The organism is Corallococcus sp. NCSPR001 (assembly GCF_017309135.1).
Lineage (GTDB): Bacteria > Myxococcota > Myxococcia > Myxococcales > Myxococcaceae > Corallococcus.
The window spans coordinates 1,829,121-1,848,818 of record NZ_JAFIMS010000002.1 but is presented as its reverse complement, the minus strand read 5'-3'; the positions used below and the strand labels follow the sequence as shown (position 1 = coordinate 1,848,818).

Sequence of the window (19,698 nt, the reverse complement as noted above, 5' to 3'; positions counted from 1 at the left end):
AGCCCTGCCCGTGGCCAGCTTCCCCAGGGGAGGCACGTCATGCAGGAGCCGTCACAGCCGAGGAAGCAGGCAGGGCTTCGCGCCCCCGACGCACCTTCCGTCCCCTGGCACTCGCTCCTCCCAGAGGCCGTGCTGGAGCGGCTCTCCAGCACGCCCCAGGGACTGACGGAAGAGGCGGCCCGGGAGCGGCTCGCGCGCCATGGCCCCAACGTGCTGGAGCGCTCGCGGCCGGACAGCGCGTGGAAGCTCCTGTGGCGGCAGATCGACAGCCCGCTCATCTGGGTCCTCATCGCCTCCGCGGGCCTGGCCATCCTGCTGGGCAAGGTGACCGACGGGCTCGTCGTCGCCGCCGTCGTGGTGCTCAACACCCTCATCGGCTTCGTGCAGGAGTACCGCGCGGGCCGGGCCATCGAGGCCCTGAACCACATGGTGCCGGAGACCACGCAGGTGCTGCGCGACGGGCACCTGGTGGCGAGGCCCGCGGCGGAGCTCGTCCCCGGGGACGTCGTGCAGCTTGCGTCGGGGGACCGCGTGCCCGCGGACCTGCGCCTGCTGCGCTCCCGCAACTTCCAGGTGGAGGAGGCCGCGCTCACCGGGGAGTCCGTCCCGTCCAGCAAGCACGTCGCGGCCGTGGCCGCGGACGCGCAGCTGGGGGACCGGGCGAGCCTGGCCTTCGGCGGCACGCTGGTGACGTCCGGCACGTCCACCGCCGTCGTCGTCGCCACCGGCGGCGCCACGGAGCTGGGCCGCATCTCCCATCTCATGGAGCAGGCCACGGACCTGAGCACGCCGCTCACGCGGGAGCTGGCCCGGCTGGGCCGCGTCATCAGCCTGGGCATCGTCGTGCTGTCCGCCGTGCTGCTCGGGGTGGGCATGGTCCGGGGGTATGCCTTCAGCGACGCGGTGCTGGTGGCCATCACCCTGGCGGTGGCCGCCATCCCGGAGGGCCTGCCCGCCATCGTCACCATCGCCCTGGCCATCGGCGTGCAGCGCATGGCGCTCCGCCGCGCCGTCATCCGCAAGCTGCCCGCCGTGGAGACCCTGGGCAGCACGACCGTCATCTGCACGGACAAGACCGGCACCCTCACCCGCAACGAGATGACCGTGCAGGCGCTGTGGACCCGGCGCGGGCACTACGCGCTCACCGGCGTGGGCCACTCGCCCCTGGGTGAGCTGCTCCACGCGGGACGCGCCCTGGAGGTGCCGCCGGAGGACGTGCGCGCGCTGCTCGTCGCGGGCGTGCTCTGCAACGAGGCCGACCTCCAGCCTCGCGAGGGCCGCTGGGGGATGACCGGCGACCCCACGGAGGGGGCGCTGCTGTTCGCCGCGAAGAAGGCGGACCTGGGCGTGATGGAGGTGCGCGAGCGCAACCCGCGCCTGGACGCCATCCCCTTCGAGTCCGAGCACCAGTACATGGCCACGCTTCACGCGGGGGGACCGGAGGGGCGCGAGCTCATCCTCAAGGGCGCCCCGGAGGTCGTGCTGCGCCGCTGCGGGCCGGGGCTGGACCGCGACGCCGTGCTGGTGGAGGTGGAGCGCATGGCGCGGCAGGGCCTGCGGGTGCTCGCCTTCGCGCGCAAGGGCCTGCCCGGGGCGGAGGCCCTGACGCCCGAGGACGTGGAGGCCGGCTTCACGCTGCTGGGATTGCAGGGGATGATCGACCCGCCCCGCGAGGAGGCCGTGGCCTCCGTGAAGGCCTGCCACGCCGCCGGCATCCACGTGAAGATGATGACCGGGGACCATCCGGGCACGGCGGAGGCCATTGGCCTTCAGCTCGGCCTCCAGGCTCCGGGCCATCCGGGCCTCACCGGCGCGCACCTGTCCAGCATGAGCGACGCGGAGCTGGCCGTGGCGGTGAAGGACACGAACGTGTTCGCGCGCCTGGCCCCCGAGCACAAGCTGCGGCTGGTGCGCGTGCTCCAGGCGCAGCGGCACGTGGTGGCGATGACGGGCGACGGCGTCAACGACGCGCCCGCGCTCAAGCAGGCGGACATCGGCGTGGCCATGGGCATCACCGGCACGGCCGTGTCCCGCGAGGCCGCGGACCTGGTGCTGACGGACGACAACTTCGCCACCATCGTCGCCGCCGTCGAGGAGGGCCGCCGCGTCTACGACAACCTCGTCAAGTCGCTCGCGTTCGTGCTGCCCACCAACCTGGGGCTCGCCCTCATCCTCATGCTGGGCGTGACGTTCTTCCCGCTTCAGGAGGCAGGCGGCGTGCGCGAACCGCTGCTGGCCATGCGCCCCACGCAGCTCTTGTGGATCAACCTGGTGGCCACCGTCACCCTGGCGCTGCCCCTGGCCTTCGAGGCGAAGGAGCGCCACGTCATGCGCCGCCCGCCCCGCGCGCCGGACACGCCCGTCCTCAGCCACTTCGTGGTGATGCGCACCGGGCTCGTCGCGGTGCTGATGGCGGCGGGCGCCATCGGCCTGTTCCTCTGGGAGTTCGCGCGTCAGGGCGGCGGCCATGACGCCTCCAACGCCCCGGCCCTGGCCGAGGCGCGCACCATGGCCGTCAACACCGTGGTCAGCTTTCAAATCTTCTACCTGTGGCTGTGCCGCACGCTGACGGGCACCTCGCGCGAGGTGGGCTTCGCGAGCAACCCCACCGTCTTCATGGGCATCGCCGCGCTGGTGCTCCTCCAGGCCGCGTTCATGTACGTGCCCTTCTTCCAGCGCATCTTCGGCTCCGCGCCGCTGTCGCTGGGGGACATCGCCCGGTCGGTGCTGGTGGGCGCCTGCGTGCTGCCCGTCGTGGGCCTGGAGAAGTGGCTGCGCTCCCGGCGGCGGGCGGCGGGCCGGAGCGTGCACGCCACCTAGACGCTCCCGTCCGCGCGCACGCCCAGCTCCTGGAGCAGGGCCATGAAGTCGGTGAGGTGGCGGGCGGCGGTGAAGTGGGTGCGGACGTGTTCGTGCGCCTGGGTCCCCAGGCGGGCCGCGAAGACGGGGTCGTCCAGCAGCCGTCGCACCGCGGCGGCGAACCCGGCCAGGTCCCCGGGGTCCCGCACGAGCAGGCCGTCCACCTCGTGGCGGACCTGGTCCTGGAGGCCGCCCACCGCGCTGGCCACCACGGGCCGGGACTTCCACATGGCCTCCGTGATGGTGAGCCCGAAGCCCTCCCGCAGGCTCTTCTGGACCACCACCGCCGCCTGGCGCTGGAGCGCGTTGACGATGGCGGCGTTCTCTTCCGGGTCCACCATGGGCAGACAGGCCAGGTGGACGCGCTGGCGCAGGAAGTGCGGCTGCTCGTGCCACGCGGCGATGACGGCCTCGAGCGTCGCCGCCGCCTCCGGATCATCCGCGACGGACGTCACGGAGGGCCCCGCCAGGACCAGCGCCGCGCGCAAGCCGGGCGACTCGCGCAGGAGCCGCGCGAAGCCCCGCAGCACCCCCACCGGGTCCTTCAGGGGGTCCCACCGGGAGACCTGCACCACGAGCGGCGTGCCGGGGACGGGCGCCGAGCCCAACCGCGTGATGTCCGCGCCACGCGACACGCGGGCCGGGACCCCGTCCATCCGGGTGAAGACCGGGTCGGGCGCGTCTGGCGCGAGCCCCACGAGCCCGGTGTGGCCCAGGATGGCGAGCGCGACCTCCGGCGCCATGGGCTGGTTCTTCACCGCGAAGATGTCGATGGAGGGCGGGATGACCACGGACCGGTCCGCGAGCATGGGGGGCACGTAGGCGGCCCGGGAGAAGACCGCGAGCCGCGCGGCGGCCAGGTCCGGCGCGAGGAAGGCCCACGCCCGCGCCACCTCCTCGTCGGGCGTGTCACACCCGATGTGGCAGCGCCAGACCACGTGCGCGCCCGCCGCGGTGAACGTCGGGGCCAGCCCCGCGGTCTGGGGGTCGTGCAGCAGCACCACGTCCCCGGGCCGCACCAGGACGAGCAGCTCCTCCGCGTTGTCGCGGAGCACCTCCTCGTAGCAGGCGCGCTCGGCGGCCCCCAGCGGCGAGCCGTCTCCTCGCGAGCCATGCAGCGCGTGGTGCAGCCGCTTGGTGATGTGGAAGAACGCGGGCGTGCCCTGCACCACCATCCAGCGCGTGTCCACGCCCGCCCCGCGCGCGTACGCGAGCAGCCGGGGCAGCATCTCCGCCACGCCGCCGCCCCGGGCCGTGGAGTTCACGTTCCAGAAGGTGCGGCCCAGCATGCGCGCGCGGGCCTCGTCCGCGTTCGCCTGGAGCGCCTCCCACTCCAGCCCCGTGAGCCCCGGCCGGAAGCGCTCCAGGGAGCTGGCCTGCACGTGGACCTCGAAGGGCTTCAGCATGGCGTCCCCGTCACGGCAGCGTGGGGTGCTTGACCACCAGCACGGGCCGGCGGCTGCGGGCCACCACCTCCTGGGCCACGGAGCCGAGCACCGCGCGGCGCACGCCCGTGCGCCCATGCGAGCCGAGGCAGACGACGTCCGCCCCATACCGCTCCGCCGCCTGGCAGAGCGCCTGCGCGGCGTGGACCCCGGACAGCAGCTCCATCCGGACGGTGATGCCCCGGCCGGCCGCGTCGCGGGGGACCAGCGCCTCGAGCTGGCGCCGAAGCTCGGGCTCCTCGTCCTCGTCCCCGCTCAGGGCCACCGCGGGCCAGAAGTCCGCGTAGACGATGGGGACCGGCGACTCGATGACATACGCCAGGATGAGCTCTCCGCCCCGGGGCAGGAGCGACAGGGCGTGGGGGATGGCCCGGTTCGCCAGCGGCGAGAAGTCCGTCGAGACGAGGACGCGGTGGATGGACGGGATGTCCACGGGCGCCTCGGCCTCCCGCTCCGGGCAGGACGGGACGCAGGCGACCGCCGCCACCGGCGCGAGCTGGAGGGCGGAGAGCGACACCGAGCCGTGCCGCACGCGCCGCAGCCCCCGCCGCTGGTGGCTGCCCAGCAGGAGGAGGTCCGCCCGCGCCTCCTCCGCGAGCCTGGCGAGCGGCTCCGCCACGTTCCCGGGGTCCGAGGACATCCGGACCTCCACCCGGGGCTCACCGATGCGCGACAGGCGCTCGCGCAGGTCCCGCTCGAGGATGGACTCGACGTTCTCCGTCTCCGGGTTCACGCGGTACAGCCCGAGCCGTCCGTACTCCGTGGCCGTGTCGTAGACATGGGCGACCGTCAGCTCGACGGGCCCCACCCGGCGCAGCTCCGGAAGCCAGCGCAGCGCGACCTCCGCGCTGTGGGAGAAGTCATCGCCCACGGCGACCCGCAGCGGGCGCCTGCCCTGGCACCAGTCCAGGAACGGCTCGGCCAGACGGACCATCAGGAAGGGGCAGCGCGACAGCTGCGCGATGCGCGCCGGGATGCCCCCCAGCCGCCAGCGCTTCTCCGACCGCCAGCCCAGGGCCGCCGTGATGATCATCCGCGCGTGGATCTTCGCGGCGTGCTCGACCAGCGCCTCGTCCGGCATGCCCAGCAGCACCCGGGGCTCCACGGACAGCCCCGGATGGCTCAACCTGTCGGCCTCGGCGGTGAGGCGCTTCTCGAGTTCGGTGATGGTGCTGCCATGCTCGGCCGGCCAGTCGCGCCGGAGCATGCCGGGCTCCACGGTGTGCACGAGCACCAGCGGCGTGCCCGTCCGCTCCGCGATGGCCGCCGCGACGCGGACGGCCTCCCGCGCATGGTCGGAGAAATCCGTGCCGACGACGATGGCCATGACGTCCCCCAAGGGGCCCTGGCATGCCCCGCTGCCCGCGAGGGCGCGCCCCTCCCGTGGAACGTTGGGACCTGTGGTGGAGGGCGCAAGCGCGACAGGCAGGAGCAGGCGGCGCGCGCTCCCCTAACCGGGTGAAGGGGACGGCGGAGCCTGGGCCTCCGGGAAGAGCAGCTCCAGGTGGTACATGCCGTCCTCACGGCGGCTGCGCACGGGCAGGCCGCTTTCGTGGAAGACGGCCAGCATGGAGGTGTTCGTCACCAGGACGTCCGCCTGGAAGCCGGGGATGCCCCGGGCCATGGCGGCCTCGCGGATGCGCCGCATCAGCACCGTCCCCACGCCCCGCCCCTGCCAGTCGTCGCGGACCACGAAGGACACGTCCGCCAGGCGCGTGGCTGGATCCACGATGTAGTGCACCACGGCCACCACCTCCTCCGTGCCGGGCGGACAGGCGACCAGGGCCATGTCGTGCTCGAAGTCCAGGTCCACCATCCGCTGGAGTTCCTCGTGCGGGTGCTCCTTCTTGAAGCCCATGAAGCGCCGGTAGCCGCTCTCGCGCGACAGGCCATACAGCAGGTCCTGCAGGGCGCGCTCGTCGGTGACGCGGGCCGCGCGGACGACCAGCGCGTCGTGCGACAGCGTGTGCTCCAGCCGCTCCTCCGCCCAGGGGTAGCGCGCGCGAGGCACCACCTGATCCGGCAGCACCCAGCGGCGTCCCTTGGCCGCGGCCATCAGCTCCGCCCGGAAGTCCGGGTGGGCGACGTTGATGAGCGCGAGCGCGCGCTCACGGATGCTCTTCCCCCAGAGCTCCGCGACGCCGTACTCCGTGACGACGGAGTGGACGTCCCCCCGGCTCGTCACCACGCCGGTGCCCGGCTCCAGCGCCAGTTGGATGCGGCTCACCGTTCCGCCGTGCGCCGTGGAGGGCAGCGCGATGACGGCCCGGCCCCCGGGGCTGCGGCTCGCCCCCCGGATGAAGTCCACCTGCCCGCCGATGCCGGAGTAGAAGCAGCCACCCAGCGTGTCGGCCGCCACCTGTCCGGTGAGGTCCACCGCCAGGGCGGAGTTGATGGCGACCATCCGGGCGTTGCGCGCCACCACCGCCGGGTCATTGGTGTCGTCGCTCGGCCGCATCTCGATGGCCGGGTGGTCATGGGCCCAGGCGTAGAGCCGCTGGCTGCCCATGATGAACGACGTGACGAGCTTGCCCGCGAGCACCGTCTTCCCGCGCCCGGTGATGACGCCCGCCTCCACCAGGTGCATGACGCCATCGGAGAGCATCTCCGTGTGGATGCCCAGGTCGTGGTGGTTCACCAGCGCCGCCAGGACCGCGTCTGGAATCCTCCCGATGCCCGACTGCAACGTGGCGCCATCCGGGATGAGCCGGGCGACGTGCTCCCCGATGCTCCGGGACACCGCGTCGGGCGGCTCGGGGTGGACCTCCAGCAGCGGACGCGACACCGGCACCAGGTGGTGGATGCGGCGCACGTCCAGGAACGAGTCCCCGTGCGTGCGCGGCATGTTCGGGTTGACCTCCGCGATGATGAGCGAGGCCGCGTCCACCGCGGCGCGCACGATGTCCACGGAGACGCCCAGGCTGACGTAGCCATGCGAATCCGGCGGGCTGACCTGGATGAGCGCCACGTCGATGCGGACCCTGCGGCCGCGGATGAGCTCCGGAATCTCCGACAGGAACACCGGCATGAAGTCCGCCCGCCCCTCCTGAACGGCCTGCCGCACGTTGGGCCCGATGAAGAAGGCGACGTGGCGGAAGCGCCCGGCCTGCGAGGGCTCCACGTAGGGCGCGGGCCCCAGCGTCAGCAGGTGCACCACCTCGTTGTCCGCGAGGAAGGGGCCCCGCTCGTCCACCAGGGCGCGCACCAGCGTCACCGGCTCGGCCGCGCCCGAACCGATGAGGATGCGCCTTCCGGGCAGGACGGCGCGCAGGGCCTCCCCGGCCGTCCTCACCCGGTCCGCGTGGCGCTTCATCCAATCATCCATACCGGTGCGGATAAGCACGGAGCGCGCCCTCCGCGCGCCGCGACGGGCAGGCTCGCGGTGTCCCTGCCCCCCTGCCGGTGTGCGTCCGTGAGGCGCCAGCCCCAGCTTGGAAGGAGCGCGAGGAGCCCAAGACCATGGAGCCAACCCTTCCCCCAGAGCCCTCTCCCCAGACGCCGTCCCCCCAACCGGCGCCGCCCCCGTCCATCCTCGGGTTCGACGCCCTGTCGCGGGAGGACGTGGCCCAGGCCGGAGGCAAGGGCGCCAACCTGGGAGAGCTGACCCGCGCCGGGCTGCCCGTGCCCCCGGGCTTCGTCATCACCGCCGCCGCCTTCCGTCAGGCGATGGAGCCCGTGCGCGCCCGGCTGCATGCGCTGTGGGAGCGCGTGAACCCAGACGACCCGCGGTCGCTCGCCGGGCTCACGGAGGACCTGCGCGGCCTCGTGCTCGAGGCGCCCCTGCCCGACGGGATGGCCACCGCCATCCTCGCCGCCTACCACCGGCTGAGGGAGGGCGCCGCGGTGGCGGTGCGCTCGTCCGCCACCGCGGAGGACACCGCCACCACCTCCTTCGCGGGCATGCACGAGTCGTTCACCAACGTGGTAGGCGACGAGGCGCTCCTCGACCGCGTGCGGGCGTGCTGGGCGTCTGCCTTTGGCCCGCGCGTGGTGGCCTACCGCAAGGCGCAGGGGCTCACGGAGGTGCCGGAGATCGCCGTGGTGGTGCAGGCCATGGTGGACTCGACGCGCTCGGGCGTCATGTTCACCGTGGACCCCTCCACCGGAAACCGCCGGCACCTCGTCATCGAAGGGGCCTTCGGCCTGGGAGAGGTCGTGGTGGGGGGACAGGTGGAGCCCGACACCTACGTCGTGGACCGCGAGGGGCCCCGCCTGCTGGAGACGCGCGTGGGCGTGAAGGACTTCCAGCTCGTGCGCGACGGCGTGGGCCATGAGAAGCACGAGGAGCTCCCCCCGGAGCGGGCCCGCGCGCGGGTGCTCACGGACGTGCAGGTGCTGGAGCTGGCGCGGCTGGGGCTGCGCGTGGAGCGGCACTACGGCGCGCCCCAGGACATCGAGTGGGCGGAGCAGGACGGCCGCTTCTACCTGGTCCAGTCGCGGCCGGTGACGACGGGGCTCACCGCCGCGCCGGAGGAGACGGAGCCTGTCGCGTCCACGGGCAAGGCGCGGGTGAGCGGCCTGGGCGCGTCTCCCGGCGTGGTCTCCGGCCGCGTGCGGGTGCTGCGCGACGCGAAGGAGGGCTCCAGGCTGGAAGCCGGTGAAATCCTCGTGGCGCCCATGACGTCACCGGACTGGGTGCCCACGCTGCGGCGCGCGGGGGCGGTCGTCACCGACAGCGGCGGCATGACGTGCCACGCGGCCATCGTCAGCCGTGAACTGCGCAAGCCCTGCGTGGTGGGCACGCGCACCGCGACGAAGGTCCTGCGCGACGGTGAGGAGGTCACCGTGGATGGCGCCGCCGGCACCGTGCGCGAGGGCCGCGCCCCGGAGGCGCCCGCCGTGGCGGTGGTGGGGACGTCCTCCCCCCAGCCGGGACCCCAACCCCGGGAGGCCACCGGGCCGGAGGCGCTGGGCACGCGGCTCTACGTGAACCTGGCCCTACCGGGACAGGCCCAGGAGGCGGCGGCGCTCCCGGTGGATGGCGTGGGGCTGCTGCGGGCGGAGTTCATGCTCACCGAGGCCCTGGGCGGCGTGCACCCGCGCAAGCTCATCGCCGGGGGCGGGAGCCGCGAGTTCGTCGAGCGGATGTCCCAGGCGCTGCTGACCATCACCCGCGCCTTCCGGGGCCGCCCGGTGGTGTACCGGACCACGGACTTCCGCACGAACGAGTTCCGGGGACTGGAGGGCGGCGAAGAGTTCGAGTCCGTGGAGGCCAACCCGATGATCGGCTTCCGGGGCTGCTACCGCTATCTGCGCGAGCCCGAGGTGTTCCGGCTGGAGATGGAGGTGCTCGCCCGCGTGCGGGACGAGACGCCCAACTTGCACCTGATGATTCCCTTCGTGAGGACGAAGTGGGAGCTGGAGGCGTGCCTGGAGGCCGTGGAGCAGAGCCCGCTGGGACACCACCGCGGGCTGGAGCGCTGGGTGATGGCGGAGGTGCCCTCCGTTGTCTACCGCATCCCCGAGTACGCGCGGATGGGCATCACCGGCGTGTCCATCGGCTCCAATGACTTGACCCAGCTCATGCTGGGCGTGGACCGGGACTCGGAGCTGTGCGCGGAGCTCTTCGATGAAGGGGACGCGGCGGTGCTGGACGCCATCGTCCACATCATCCGGGCCAGCCGCGAGGCGGGCATCACGTCGTCCCTCTGCGGCCAGGCGCCGTCCAACCGGCCCGCCTTCGCGGAGCACCTGGTCCGCGCGGGCATCACCTCCATCTCCGTGGACCCGGCGGCCGTGAGCGCGACCCGGGCGGTCGTGGCGGCGGCGGAGCGGCGGCTGCTGCTGGAGTCCGCCCTGCGCCGGTAGGCCGCGCTCAGGCGTACGTCCCGGCGTGCGCCTGGGCACCATCCGCCGTGGGCAGGGTGAAGAAGAATGTGCTGCCCGCGCCGGGCGCGCTGTCCACGCCGACCTGGCCGCCGTGGGCTTCCACCAGTCCCTTCACGATGGCGAGCCCCAGCCCCGCGCCCTCCTTGCGCTTCGGTCCGGCCTGCCAGAAGCGCTCGAAGATGCGCGGCCGGTCCTCCGCCGCGATGCCCGGGCCCGTGTCGCTCACCAGGAAGCGGACCTGGCCCACCTCCGGCTGGACGCGCAGGAGCACGCGGCCGCCCTCGGGCGTGAACTTGAGCGCGTTGCCCAGGAGGTTGGAGAGGATCTGCGCCAGCCGCTCCGGATCCGCCAGGACGCGGGGCACGCCCTCTGGCACGTGGGCCTGGAGGAGCAGGGCCCTGGCCTCCGCGAGCCCCCGGTGCTGCTCCAGGGCCTCCTGGATGAGCGGCGCCACCTCCAGCGGCTTGCGCTCCACCGACAGGCTCCCCCCTTCCATCCGGGCCACGTCCAGCAGGTCCTGGATGAGCCGGTTCGCCCGCTGGACGGACTTCTGGAGCGTGTCCAGGCGCGGCCGGGCGCCGTCGTCCGGAGGCAGGTGCTTCTCCAGCATCCTCGCGCTGAGCTGGATGACGTTGAGCGGGGTGCGCAGGTCGTGCGCCACGATGCGCAAGACCTCCTCGCGCATGCGGATGGCCTGCTCGGCCCGTTCGTACAGGCCGGCGTTGTCGATGGCGAGCGCGGCGCGACGGGCGAGCTCCTCCGCCTGGGCCCGCTCCCGCGCTCCGTAGCGGCGCCCGTCCCCGGACGCCGCGAGCAGGATGACGCCCAGGTTCCGCTCCCGGCCGTGCAGCGGCAGGACCAGGGCTGAACGGAGCGGCAGCGGCTCCCGAGGCCCGGCGTCCACCTCGGCCGCGCCGGACACTCCAGGAGGGACCTCCGGCACCAGCACCGGCCTCCCCGTGCGCCGCGCGGCGGCGATGAGGGGGGCTGGCACGAGGCACTCCGGTCCATGTGCCGCTTCCAGCGCCCGCAGCCGCTCCGCCGTGCGCGCGTCCGCGGCCGCGAACTCCACCCGCTGGAGGTCTCCCTTCGCGTCCAGGCAGGCCACCACGCACCAGTCCGCCAGCGCCGGCACGGCGAGCCGCGCCACGGTGGCCAACGTCGTCCGCGACGACAGCGACGCCGCGAGCCGAGGCCCCACGTCCGCCAGGAAGCGCCAGGCCTGCTCCAGTTCCTGGCGCTCCGTGATGTCGTGCATCTGGGAGATGAAGTGGAGCGGCATGCCCCGCGCGTCACGCACCACCGCGCTCCAGACGAGGATGGCGATGCGGCGGCCGTCCTTGCGCACGTAGTGCTTCTCCCGCTGGAAGGAGGCCAGCTCTCCCCGGCGCATCCGTTCGGCGTTCGCCACGTCCACCGGCAGGTCCTCCGGCGCGGTGAGGTCCTGGAACGACCGGTGCAGCAGCTCCTCCCGGGAGTAGCCCACCAGGTCGCAGAGCGCCGCGTTCACGTGGAGGAAGTGGCCATCCAGGTCCACCAGCGCCATGCCCACGGGCGCGCCCTCGAACGAGGTGCGGAAGCGCTCCTCGCTCAGGCGCAGCAGGTCCTCCGCCTTCCGCCGCGCGCTGATGTCCCGGAGGATGACGGTGAGCCGCTGCGTGCCCTCCACGTCCAGCTTCATGATGCTGGCCTCCGCCGGGAACGTCTCTCCGCCGCGGCGGCGCCCGAGGATGGGCAGCCGCTCGCCCATGTGCCGCGACGTCGCCGCGCCCCTCGCGAAGCGCCGCACGTGCGCCGCATGGACGGCCCGGAGCTGCTCCGGCAGCAGGATGTCCAGCGGCTGGCCCAGGACCTCCTGCCCGGAGTAACCGAAGATGCGCTCGGCGCTCGCGTTGAACAGGACGATGCGCTGCTCGGCGTCGATGGAGATGATGGCGTCTGCGGCGTGGGTGACGATGCCCCCGAAGCGCGCCTCCGACAGCCGCAGCGAATGCTCCACCCGCCGCCGGCTCGCATCCAGGCGGGAGAGGGCGTTCGCGTTCCAGAGGACCACGGCGAGGAAGGCCGCCATCGTCAGGAGCACGAAGAGCGTGACCCCCTCGGTGGTGCCATAGAGCCCCAGCCGCTCGCCCAGGAGCCGGACGGCGCCCACCGCGGGCACGACGAGCAGGACGGCGAACAGCAGCCGCCGCGCGGAGTGCCCCCCGAGGTCCTCGCGCAGCAGCACGCCCGTCAGCCCCCGGTCCGGATGGAGCGCGAGCAGCCCCACTGAAAGCAGCCACAGCGCCAGCGACAGCGGAAGCCCCGGCCCCCTGGGCCACCCCGTCACGGTGTTCAGGGGGGCCAGGCCGAACCAGTGCCCCTGGTACAGCCCTCCGATGACGCCCCACACCGAGATCAACCCGACGCCCGTGGCCAGCCACCGCGCGGGGTACCCGCCCTGGCGCGTGCGCACGTGCACGGCCCAGAGCGACAGCCCCATGAGCAGCAGGCCCATCCCGCCGCCCGGAGTCTCCTGGGTCAGCCCCGTGATGCCCATGACCACGCCCCCGGTCGCCAGCCCCCGCCCCACCAGGCGCCTTCCCTTCCGCGCGGTCTGGGTGTGAAGCAGCCAGAGCGCGCCGCCCTCGAAGACCAGGCCCCATCCGTCCCAGGGAAATGGACGGCCCGAGGCCCTGAAGAGCGACAGGGCCCACCCGTCCACCAGGAGCGCGCCCACCAGGACCGCGAACGCGCTCGCCCCGGCGATGAACCTCACGAGCCCCCGCTTGAGCCAGGGCGGCGCGCTCCGGGCGGCAGGCACGGACGGGGTGGCGGGAGGCGGGTGCGTCATGAGGCCTCCGGGGCCGACGTGGGCCGGCCGATCCGCCACCGGTGGCCCCGGAGCAAACCAACTCGCGCGTGCGGCCCCACGACGAGCAGGGGCACCAGCGCGGCGCACACGGCGGCGAACACCCGGCCCCAGTCGCGAGCACCGGGCGGGTGCAGCCCCACGAGCGCGGCCAGCGAGGGCACCTGGATGAGCAGGACGGAGAGGCCCAGCGACAGGGCGCAGACCCACCGCGCGGTGCGGGTCCGCAGACCGGTGAGCACGGCCGCGAAGGTGGCGCTCGCCAGCGTGAGCGAGGCCATCGCCACCGCCCGCGCGCGCTCGAGGTCGTGCCCCTCGGACAGGCATCGCGCGAAGGCCCAGACGAGCCCGCACGCCATCAGCACGCCCACCGCCGTGAGCAGGGACCACTCCCGCCAGGAGAAGACGCGCGTCGCGGGCCTCGCGCGCAGCGGGGTGAGCCGCCCGGGCCGCGCGGCCGCCTGGAAGGCCAGCATCGCGGTGGGGTGGATGATGAGCTCCAGCCACACGATGTGGATGGGCAGGTACAGGAGCGGCAGTCCCCAGAGCGGCACCAGCGCCGCCGTGCCGACCAGCGGGATGTGGATGAGCAGCAGGTAGAGGAAGCAGCGCTGGAGGTTGGAGAAGAGCTGCCGGCCCTCCGCGATGGCGCGCACCAGCGTGCCGAAGTCGTCATTGAGCAGCACGATGGAGGACGCCTCGCGAGCGCTCCGGGTCCCCCGCTCCCCCATGGCGATGCCCACGTCCGCGGCCTGGAGCGCCGGCACGTCGTTCACCCCGTCCCCCGTGGCGGCCACCACCTCGCCCTGCTTGCGCAGCGCCTTCACCAGCGCGTACTTCTGGGCGGGCAGCGCGCGCGCCACCACGTCCACGGGCGGCACCCGGCCGGTGTCGGTCAGCCGCGCCTCCAGGGCCTCTCCCGTGAGCACCACCGGGTTTGCGCCCCCCAGCCCCAGCCGCCGGGCGACCGCGAGCGCCGTGCGGGGGTGGTCCCCCGTCACCATCACCGTGCGCAGCCCCGCGTCGCGGCACTCCCGCACCGCCGCCTCCACGCCCGCGCGCACCGGGTCCTCGCACCCCACGAGCCCCACGAAGTCGAAGCCCCGGTCTGGCTCGCCGCCGTGCCAGTGCGCCGCGTCCAGCGTCCGGCTCGCGCACGCAATGACCTTGTGCCCCTCGCGCGCGAGCGCGTCCACGCGAAGCGCCCACTCCCGCCGGGCGTCCGGGGAGAGCGCGCACAGGTCCAGCACCCGCTCGGGCGCGCCCTTCACCGCGGCGAGCAGCGTCCCGGGCCCCTGCCGCACCACCGCCGTCTCGCGCTGACGCTCCTCGGTGAAGGGGAAGGTGGCCTCGCGCATGGGCGCGGGCAGCTCCGGCAGGTCCCGCGCCCCCGCCTCCAGCAGCGCCACGTCCAGCGGATCCTTCCCCTCCTCCCGCGAGGCCAGCACCGCCGTCGAAAGCAGCGCCTGCGGCGAGGTCCCGGGGGCTGGCAGCAGCCGGGCCACCCGCAGGAGCCCCTCGGTCAGCGTGCCCGTCTTGTCCGAGCACACGCAGCTCACGCGGCCGATGTTCTCGACCGAGACCGCCTGCCGCACCAGCGCCTGCCGCCGGGCCAGGCGGTAGACGCCCGCGCCCAGGAAGAACGTGAGGGCCACCGGGAACTCCTCGGGCAGCGCCGCGACGCCGAGCGTCGTCGCGCTCAGGAGCGCGTCCAGCCACCCGAACCCCTGGCGCAGGCGGACGAGCGCCAGCACCACGCAGAGCGCCGCCGCCACGCCCAACAGCACCGCCACCAGGTGCGCCACCGCGTGCTGGAGCGGCGTCCGCGCGCGCGCCTCCTGGCCCGCCGAACGGATGATGCTCCCGTACAAGGTCTCCGCGCCGGTGAAGACGACGCGCACCCAGGCCGTCCCGGTGAGCAGCCGCGTGCCCGCGAACCCCCAATGCATCGCATCCACCGCGGGCTCCTCGCCAACCGGGAGGCGCTCCAGCGGCCGCTTGCGCACGGGCAGCGATTCGCCGGTGAGCGAGGACTCCTCGGCCTGCAGGCCCTGCCCCCGCACCACCAGCCCGTCCGCGGGGAACGTGCCGCCCGCCTCCACGCGCAGGAGGTCTCCTGGCACCACGTCCTCCGCCGGGACCTCCACCTCCTGGCCGTCGCGCGACACCGTGGCACGCTCGGCCAGGCGTCCGCGCAGGCCTTCGGTGGAGGCCTGGGTCCGGTGGTGGAGGAAGACGTCCATGCCCAGCAGCGGCACCAGGGCGAGCAGCATCACCCCGCCATTCACGTGCTCGCCCAGGGCGAAGTAGAGGGCGCTCGTGCCCACGAGGAACCAGAGCATCGGGTCGCTCGCGGCCTCGCGCAGGCTCTGGAGCGAGGAGCGGGCAGGCCGGCCTCGCACGTCGTTGCGGCCATGGCGCGCGCGGCGCGCCAGCACCTCCTCCGTCTCCAGACCTCGCGCGTCTTCCCAGCCATGAGGCAGGCGGTCGACCGAAACCAGGACTCGCATGACGCCCCCGGAAGAAGCTGGGGTCCAGCATGGGTGTCGGCAACGCGTCCGGCGGCCGTGGGCCCCTCGGGACTCCGGCGGCGCGTCGCGAGGCTCCAAGCGGTCTCGCCGCCGGAGGGGACGCCTGGCCCAGAGCCTCCTTGCGCACGCGCACTGGCCGCTCCACGCATGACGGTGGGCTCGTGCGGGAGGGCGCGGATGCGGATTCTCATCACCCATGGAAGCAAGCTGGGCGGGACCCGGGAGATCGCCGACCTGCTCGCCCGCGTCCTGCGGGACGAAGGCTTCGACACGGAGGCGACACCCGCGGACGCCGTCGACGACGTCTCCGCCTACGACGCCGTCATCGTCGGAGGCGGGCTCTACGCCAACCGCTGGCACCGCAAGGCCCGGCGCTTCGTGCATCGGCACGTCCATGCGCTGCGCGAGCGGCCCGTGTGGTTCTTCTCCAGCGGACCGCTCGACGACTCGGCGTCACGGGAGCGCATTCCGCCCACGGCCCAGGTCCAGGCCCTCATGGAGCAGGTCGGCGCGCGGGGCCACGAGACCTTCGGGGGGAGGCTGGAGCCCGACGCCCGGGGCTTCATCGCCCACGCCATGGCGCGCGAGCACGCGGGGGACTGGCGGGACCCCGAGCGCATCGCCCGATGGGGGCGGAGCGTGGCCGTGGAGCTGAGGCAGGCCGCGCGTCCCTTCGAGGGCCTCGAGTCCGCGAGCCAGGAGTCACCGCGCTGAGGACGGGGCCTGCTGGCGTGCGCCGCGTCCGCCGCTCCACGTGGGGACTCCCGCGCTTGCGGGGTGACTAGCTTGGGAGGGTGACTGCAAGGAGGGGCCATGACCATCGCCTGCGCGACCAACTTCTCGGAAGACGCCCGGCGCGCCTGTGACATCGCGGCGCTGCTCGCACGGCGGATGAACGTCCCCCTGTGCCTCGTGCACGTGCTGACCGGGAACCTGGTGCGGACGTTCGGCGACGCCATCTGCGAAACCGCCCAGGCCACGCTGCGCGGCGAATGCGACCGGCTGCGCGCCACCGGCATCCAGGTCGACTCCGTGCTCCTCACGGGAGAGCCGGAGGAGGAGCTGCGGAACCTGGTGGCGAAGCGTGGCATCCAGTGGGTGGTGGCCGGCACGCCGCGCGAGGACACGCCCTTCCGGGGGCTGGGGGGCACGGTCGACCGGATGGCCCAGCTGCTGGAGGTCCCCTTCCTGGTGGTCCGTGAGGGCTCGGGCCTGGCGGCCTGGGCGCGCGGTGAACGCCCCCTGCGGGTCATGCTCGGCGTGGACCGCTCCAGACCCTTCGAGGTCGCCCGGGAATGGGTGAAGCAGCTCGGGAAGGTCGGGCCCGTGGAGGTCGTGGCGGGCCGCATCGTCTGGGTGGGGAGCGAGGCGGAGCGGCTGGGACTGGTGCACCCTCACAGCTACAAGGACATGTCCCCGGAGCTGCGGGAGGCGCTGGAGCGCGAGTCCGAGTCGCTGCTGGAGCCCCTGCTCGCAGCGGGTCTGCCGGTGCGCTTCCGGCTGGAGCCGGGGCTGGGCCGCATCGCGGACCACCTCATCGCCCTGGCCACGGAGGAGCAGGTGGATCTGCTGGTGGTGGGCACGCACCAGCGCAGGGCGCTCGCGAAGCTGTGGAGTGTTTCCCAGTCCGCGCGGAGGCTGGCTCCCATGTCGGTGGTCAGCGTGCCGGTGCGTCCGGCGGAGCAGGGGCTGGAGCAGGAGCCTCCCCGGGTGCGTTCGGTGCTCGCGACCACGGACTTCGGCGAGGCTGGCGACCGCGCCATCGCCTACGCCTTCGCCATCACGCCCCCGGGCGGCACGGTGCACCTGCTGCACGTGGAGCCCGCGCAGGCGACGCCCGAGGAGCTCCAGGCGGCGCGGCACCAACTGGAGCTGCGCGTCCCGCCGCCGGAGCATGACGGCAGCCACAAGGTCGAGCTGTCGGTGCTCAAGGGGGACGACATCGCGGGGGTCATCACCCAGGCCGCGGAACGCCACTGCGTGGACCTGGTGTGCATGGGCACGCACGGCCGCACGGGCGTGAGCCGGGTGGTGCTCGGCTCGGTGGCGCAGCAGGTGATGGCCCGCAGCGACCGCCCCGCGGTGACGGTGCGCATGCCGCGCGCCTGAAGACAGACGAGGTGAGCCATGAAGGCAACCGTGTTCCGAGGCACCCAGCAGGTCGGCGTGGAGGAGGTGGAGCGGCCCAGGGCGGGCGTGGGCGAGGCCGTCGTCAAGGTGACGCTCACCACCATCTGCGGCACCGACGTGCACATCCTGCGCGGCGAGTACCCGGTGAAGCCCGGCCTCACCGTGGGCCACGAGATGGTGGGCGTCATCGACGAGCTGGGCCCGGGTGTGACGGGCTACCAGGTGGGTCAGCGCGTGCTGGTGGGCGCCATCACGCCGTGCGGCCAGTGCCGGGGCTGCCTGTCCGGGCACGCGTCCCAGTGCGGTCACGGCGAGGGCCTGGAGGCCATGGGTGGCTGGCGGCTGGGCAACACGATGAACGGCGTGCAGGCGGAGTACGTGCGCGTGCCCTTCGCGCAGGCGAACCTGGCGCCCATTCCAGACGAGCTGAAGGACGAACAGGTGTTGCTCCTGGCGGACATCGCGTCCACGGGCTTCAGCGGCGCGGAGTCCGGCGGGGTGAGGATTGGGGACGCGGTGGTGGTGTTCGCGCAGGGGCCCATTGGCCTGTGCGCCACCGTGGGGGCGCGGCTCATGGGCGCGTCACTGGTGATTGGCGTGGACGGGGACGAGACGCGGCTGGCCATGGCGCGCAAGCTGGGCGCGGACGTGGTGCTCGACTTCCGCAACCAGGACGTGGTGGCGGAGGTGAAGCGGCTGACCGGCGGCGGCGTGGACGTGGCCATCGAGGCGCTGGGCACGCAGCAGACGTTTGAAAGCGCGCTGCGCACGCTCAACCCCGGCGGCACGCTGTCCAGCCTGGGCGTCTACTCCGGGAAGCTGCAAATGCCCTACGACGCCTTCGCCGCGGGGCTGGGGGACCACCGCATCGTCACCACGCTCTGCCCGGGCGGCAAGGAGCGCATGCGGCGCCTGATGGAGGTGGTGCGCGCGAAGCGCGTGGACCTGACGCCGCTCTTCACGCACCGCTTCCAGCTCAAGGACATTCGCGAAGCGTACGAGCTGTTCAGCCAGCGCAAGGACGGCGTGCTCAAGATCGCCATCCGGCCTTGAGCACGCCGGTCGGTGCTACCGCGGCGAGAACGTACCGCTGGTGAGACTGCCGTAGATGCTCCCAGCGTTCGCGTCGTTGAAGCGTGCATACGCCGTCGCGATGGGCGCGGGATGCATGAGCGGATAACCGTCAGCATCCAAACCGAAGGCTACCGCCATCGGCCCCATCTCGAAGCGGATGGCCCGCTCGATGTTCTCAAGAACGATGGGTCCCGCAGTGGCGCCGGTCGGATCGGAGGCTTCCAGGAAGAAGCTCATCGAACGACCATGGAGCGCGCCGACGATCCGCTGCTGAAAGGCCGCACCGGTCGCGCCCCCGACCTGGAAAGTCACGGGAGCGGTCTGGATTTCGATGCGCTTGTAGCCGTACTCATTCGACCGCGTCACCGTCGCCGATTCATAGCTGATGACGAAGGGAATGCTCTTCCCGCTCAGCTCCCCGAAGACGTCCCAAGGCTCCCCGGGCGACGTCGGACGGGATTCGAACTCGATGGTTCCGGCAATCCAACCGCCCGAGTCTACGCCGATGCCCACGGTCGCGGTGCCATCCTCAGGTACCTTGAACAGGAAGCGCACCGGACGCGTCTCGCCCTCGCCCAGAACGAACGACATGGGGTTCGGCGACACCAGCGTGACAGGCACCGCGACGCCCGGCGCGTCCGTGCGCTCCACGTGCCACTCGCCGTTCATCTGGATGGTGTACGTCCCCGCCATGAGCGGCAGACTCACCGACTCCGCGGACGTATCCGTGATGGTCGCGTTCTGCGGCCCGGTAATGGCGAACGTCGCCCCCACCAGCTTGTAGCTGCGCCCCGCCGACGTCGACACCAGCGGCAGCTCCAGCAATCCCTCACCGTCGCGAACCACCGGCGTGGACGTTTCAGACACCTCACCACACGCGAGCGCCAACAACGCGAGCGCGCCCACGAACCACTTCAACCCTTGCATGGACTTCCCCCTCAGGAAGACGCCGACGATAGGATTTCGGACACTGCACGGT

At 73.1% G+C, this 19,698-nt stretch carries 11 protein-coding genes; 5 read left to right on the top strand and 6 right to left on the bottom strand.

The window, feature by feature from the left end:
- Positions 1 to 39: 39 nt before the first annotated feature.
- Positions 40 to 2,820: an HAD-IC family P-type ATPase gene (locus tag JYJ93_RS09690; protein WP_206788448.1), complete on the top strand. Its 2,781-nt coding sequence runs from the start codon at positions 40 to 42 to the stop codon at positions 2,818 to 2,820.
- Here the strand turns inward: JYJ93_RS09690 and JYJ93_RS09685 are convergent.
- From JYJ93_RS09685 to JYJ93_RS09675, 3 genes are all read right to left on the bottom strand, one after another.
- Entirely contained in the window at positions 2,817 to 4,265 is a 1,449-nt protein-coding gene (locus tag JYJ93_RS09685; RefSeq protein WP_206788446.1) for a glycosyltransferase, read from the bottom strand. The genes JYJ93_RS09690 and JYJ93_RS09685 overlap by 4 nt on opposite strands.
- 10 nt (positions 4,266 to 4,275) lie before the next feature.
- Positions 4,276 to 5,631, bottom strand: a complete 1,356-nt coding sequence (locus JYJ93_RS09680; protein ID WP_206788444.1) for a universal stress protein — start codon at positions 5,629 to 5,631, stop codon at positions 4,276 to 4,278.
- 123 nt (positions 5,632 to 5,754) lie between these two features.
- The gene (locus tag JYJ93_RS09675) at positions 5,755 to 7,617 is read right to left on the bottom strand and encodes a bifunctional acetyl-CoA hydrolase/transferase family protein/GNAT family N-acetyltransferase (protein ID WP_242543747.1); all 1,863 of its coding nucleotides are present in this window, start codon (positions 7,615 to 7,617) and stop codon (positions 5,755 to 5,757) included.
- Between the two features lie 146 nt (positions 7,618 to 7,763).
- Between JYJ93_RS09675 and ppsA the strand changes: the two genes are divergently transcribed.
- Positions 7,764 to 10,112, top strand: a complete 2,349-nt coding sequence (ppsA, locus tag JYJ93_RS09670) for a phosphoenolpyruvate synthase (protein ID WP_206788443.1) — start codon at positions 7,764 to 7,766, stop codon at positions 10,110 to 10,112.
- A 7-nt stretch (positions 10,113 to 10,119) separates the two neighbouring features.
- Here the strand turns inward: ppsA and JYJ93_RS40550 are convergent, their stop codons facing one another.
- Both JYJ93_RS40550 and JYJ93_RS09660 read right to left on the bottom strand, forming a co-directional pair.
- A complete protein-coding gene (locus JYJ93_RS40550) occupies positions 10,120 to 12,966 on the bottom strand; it encodes a PAS domain S-box protein (RefSeq protein ID WP_206788442.1) in 2,847 nt (948 codons plus the stop codon).
- Positions 12,963 to 15,494: a cation-transporting P-type ATPase gene (locus JYJ93_RS09660; RefSeq protein WP_206788440.1), complete on the bottom strand. Its 2,532-nt coding sequence runs from the start codon at positions 15,492 to 15,494 to the stop codon at positions 12,963 to 12,965. The genes JYJ93_RS40550 and JYJ93_RS09660 overlap by 4 nt, the downstream gene beginning before the upstream one ends.
- Positions 15,495 to 15,692: 198 nt before the next feature.
- Here JYJ93_RS09660 and JYJ93_RS09655 point away from each other — a divergent pair, with 198 nt between their 5' ends.
- From JYJ93_RS09655 to JYJ93_RS09645, 3 genes are all read left to right on the top strand, one after another.
- A complete protein-coding gene (locus JYJ93_RS09655; RefSeq protein ID WP_206788438.1) occupies positions 15,693 to 16,229 on the top strand; it encodes a flavodoxin domain-containing protein in 537 nt (178 codons plus the stop codon).
- Positions 16,230 to 16,328: 99 nt separating this feature from the next.
- Complete coding sequence (locus JYJ93_RS09650) at positions 16,329 to 17,624, top strand: universal stress protein (protein WP_206788435.1); 1,296 nt, start codon at positions 16,329 to 16,331, stop codon at positions 17,622 to 17,624.
- Between the two features lie 18 nt (positions 17,625 to 17,642).
- Positions 17,643 to 18,698 (top strand): alcohol dehydrogenase catalytic domain-containing protein, encoded by a 1,056-nt coding sequence (locus JYJ93_RS09645; RefSeq protein WP_206788427.1) that lies wholly within the window; start codon positions 17,643 to 17,645, stop codon positions 18,696 to 18,698.
- Positions 18,699 to 18,713: 15 nt separating this feature from the next.
- Here JYJ93_RS09645 and JYJ93_RS09640 read toward each other — a convergent pair whose 3' ends face one another.
- Positions 18,714 to 19,646 carry a hypothetical protein gene (locus JYJ93_RS09640; RefSeq protein WP_206788418.1) on the bottom strand — a complete coding sequence of 311 codons (933 nt, stop codon included), beginning with the start codon at positions 19,644 to 19,646 and terminating at the stop codon, positions 18,714 to 18,716.
- Positions 19,647 to 19,698: the final 52 nt, after the last annotated feature.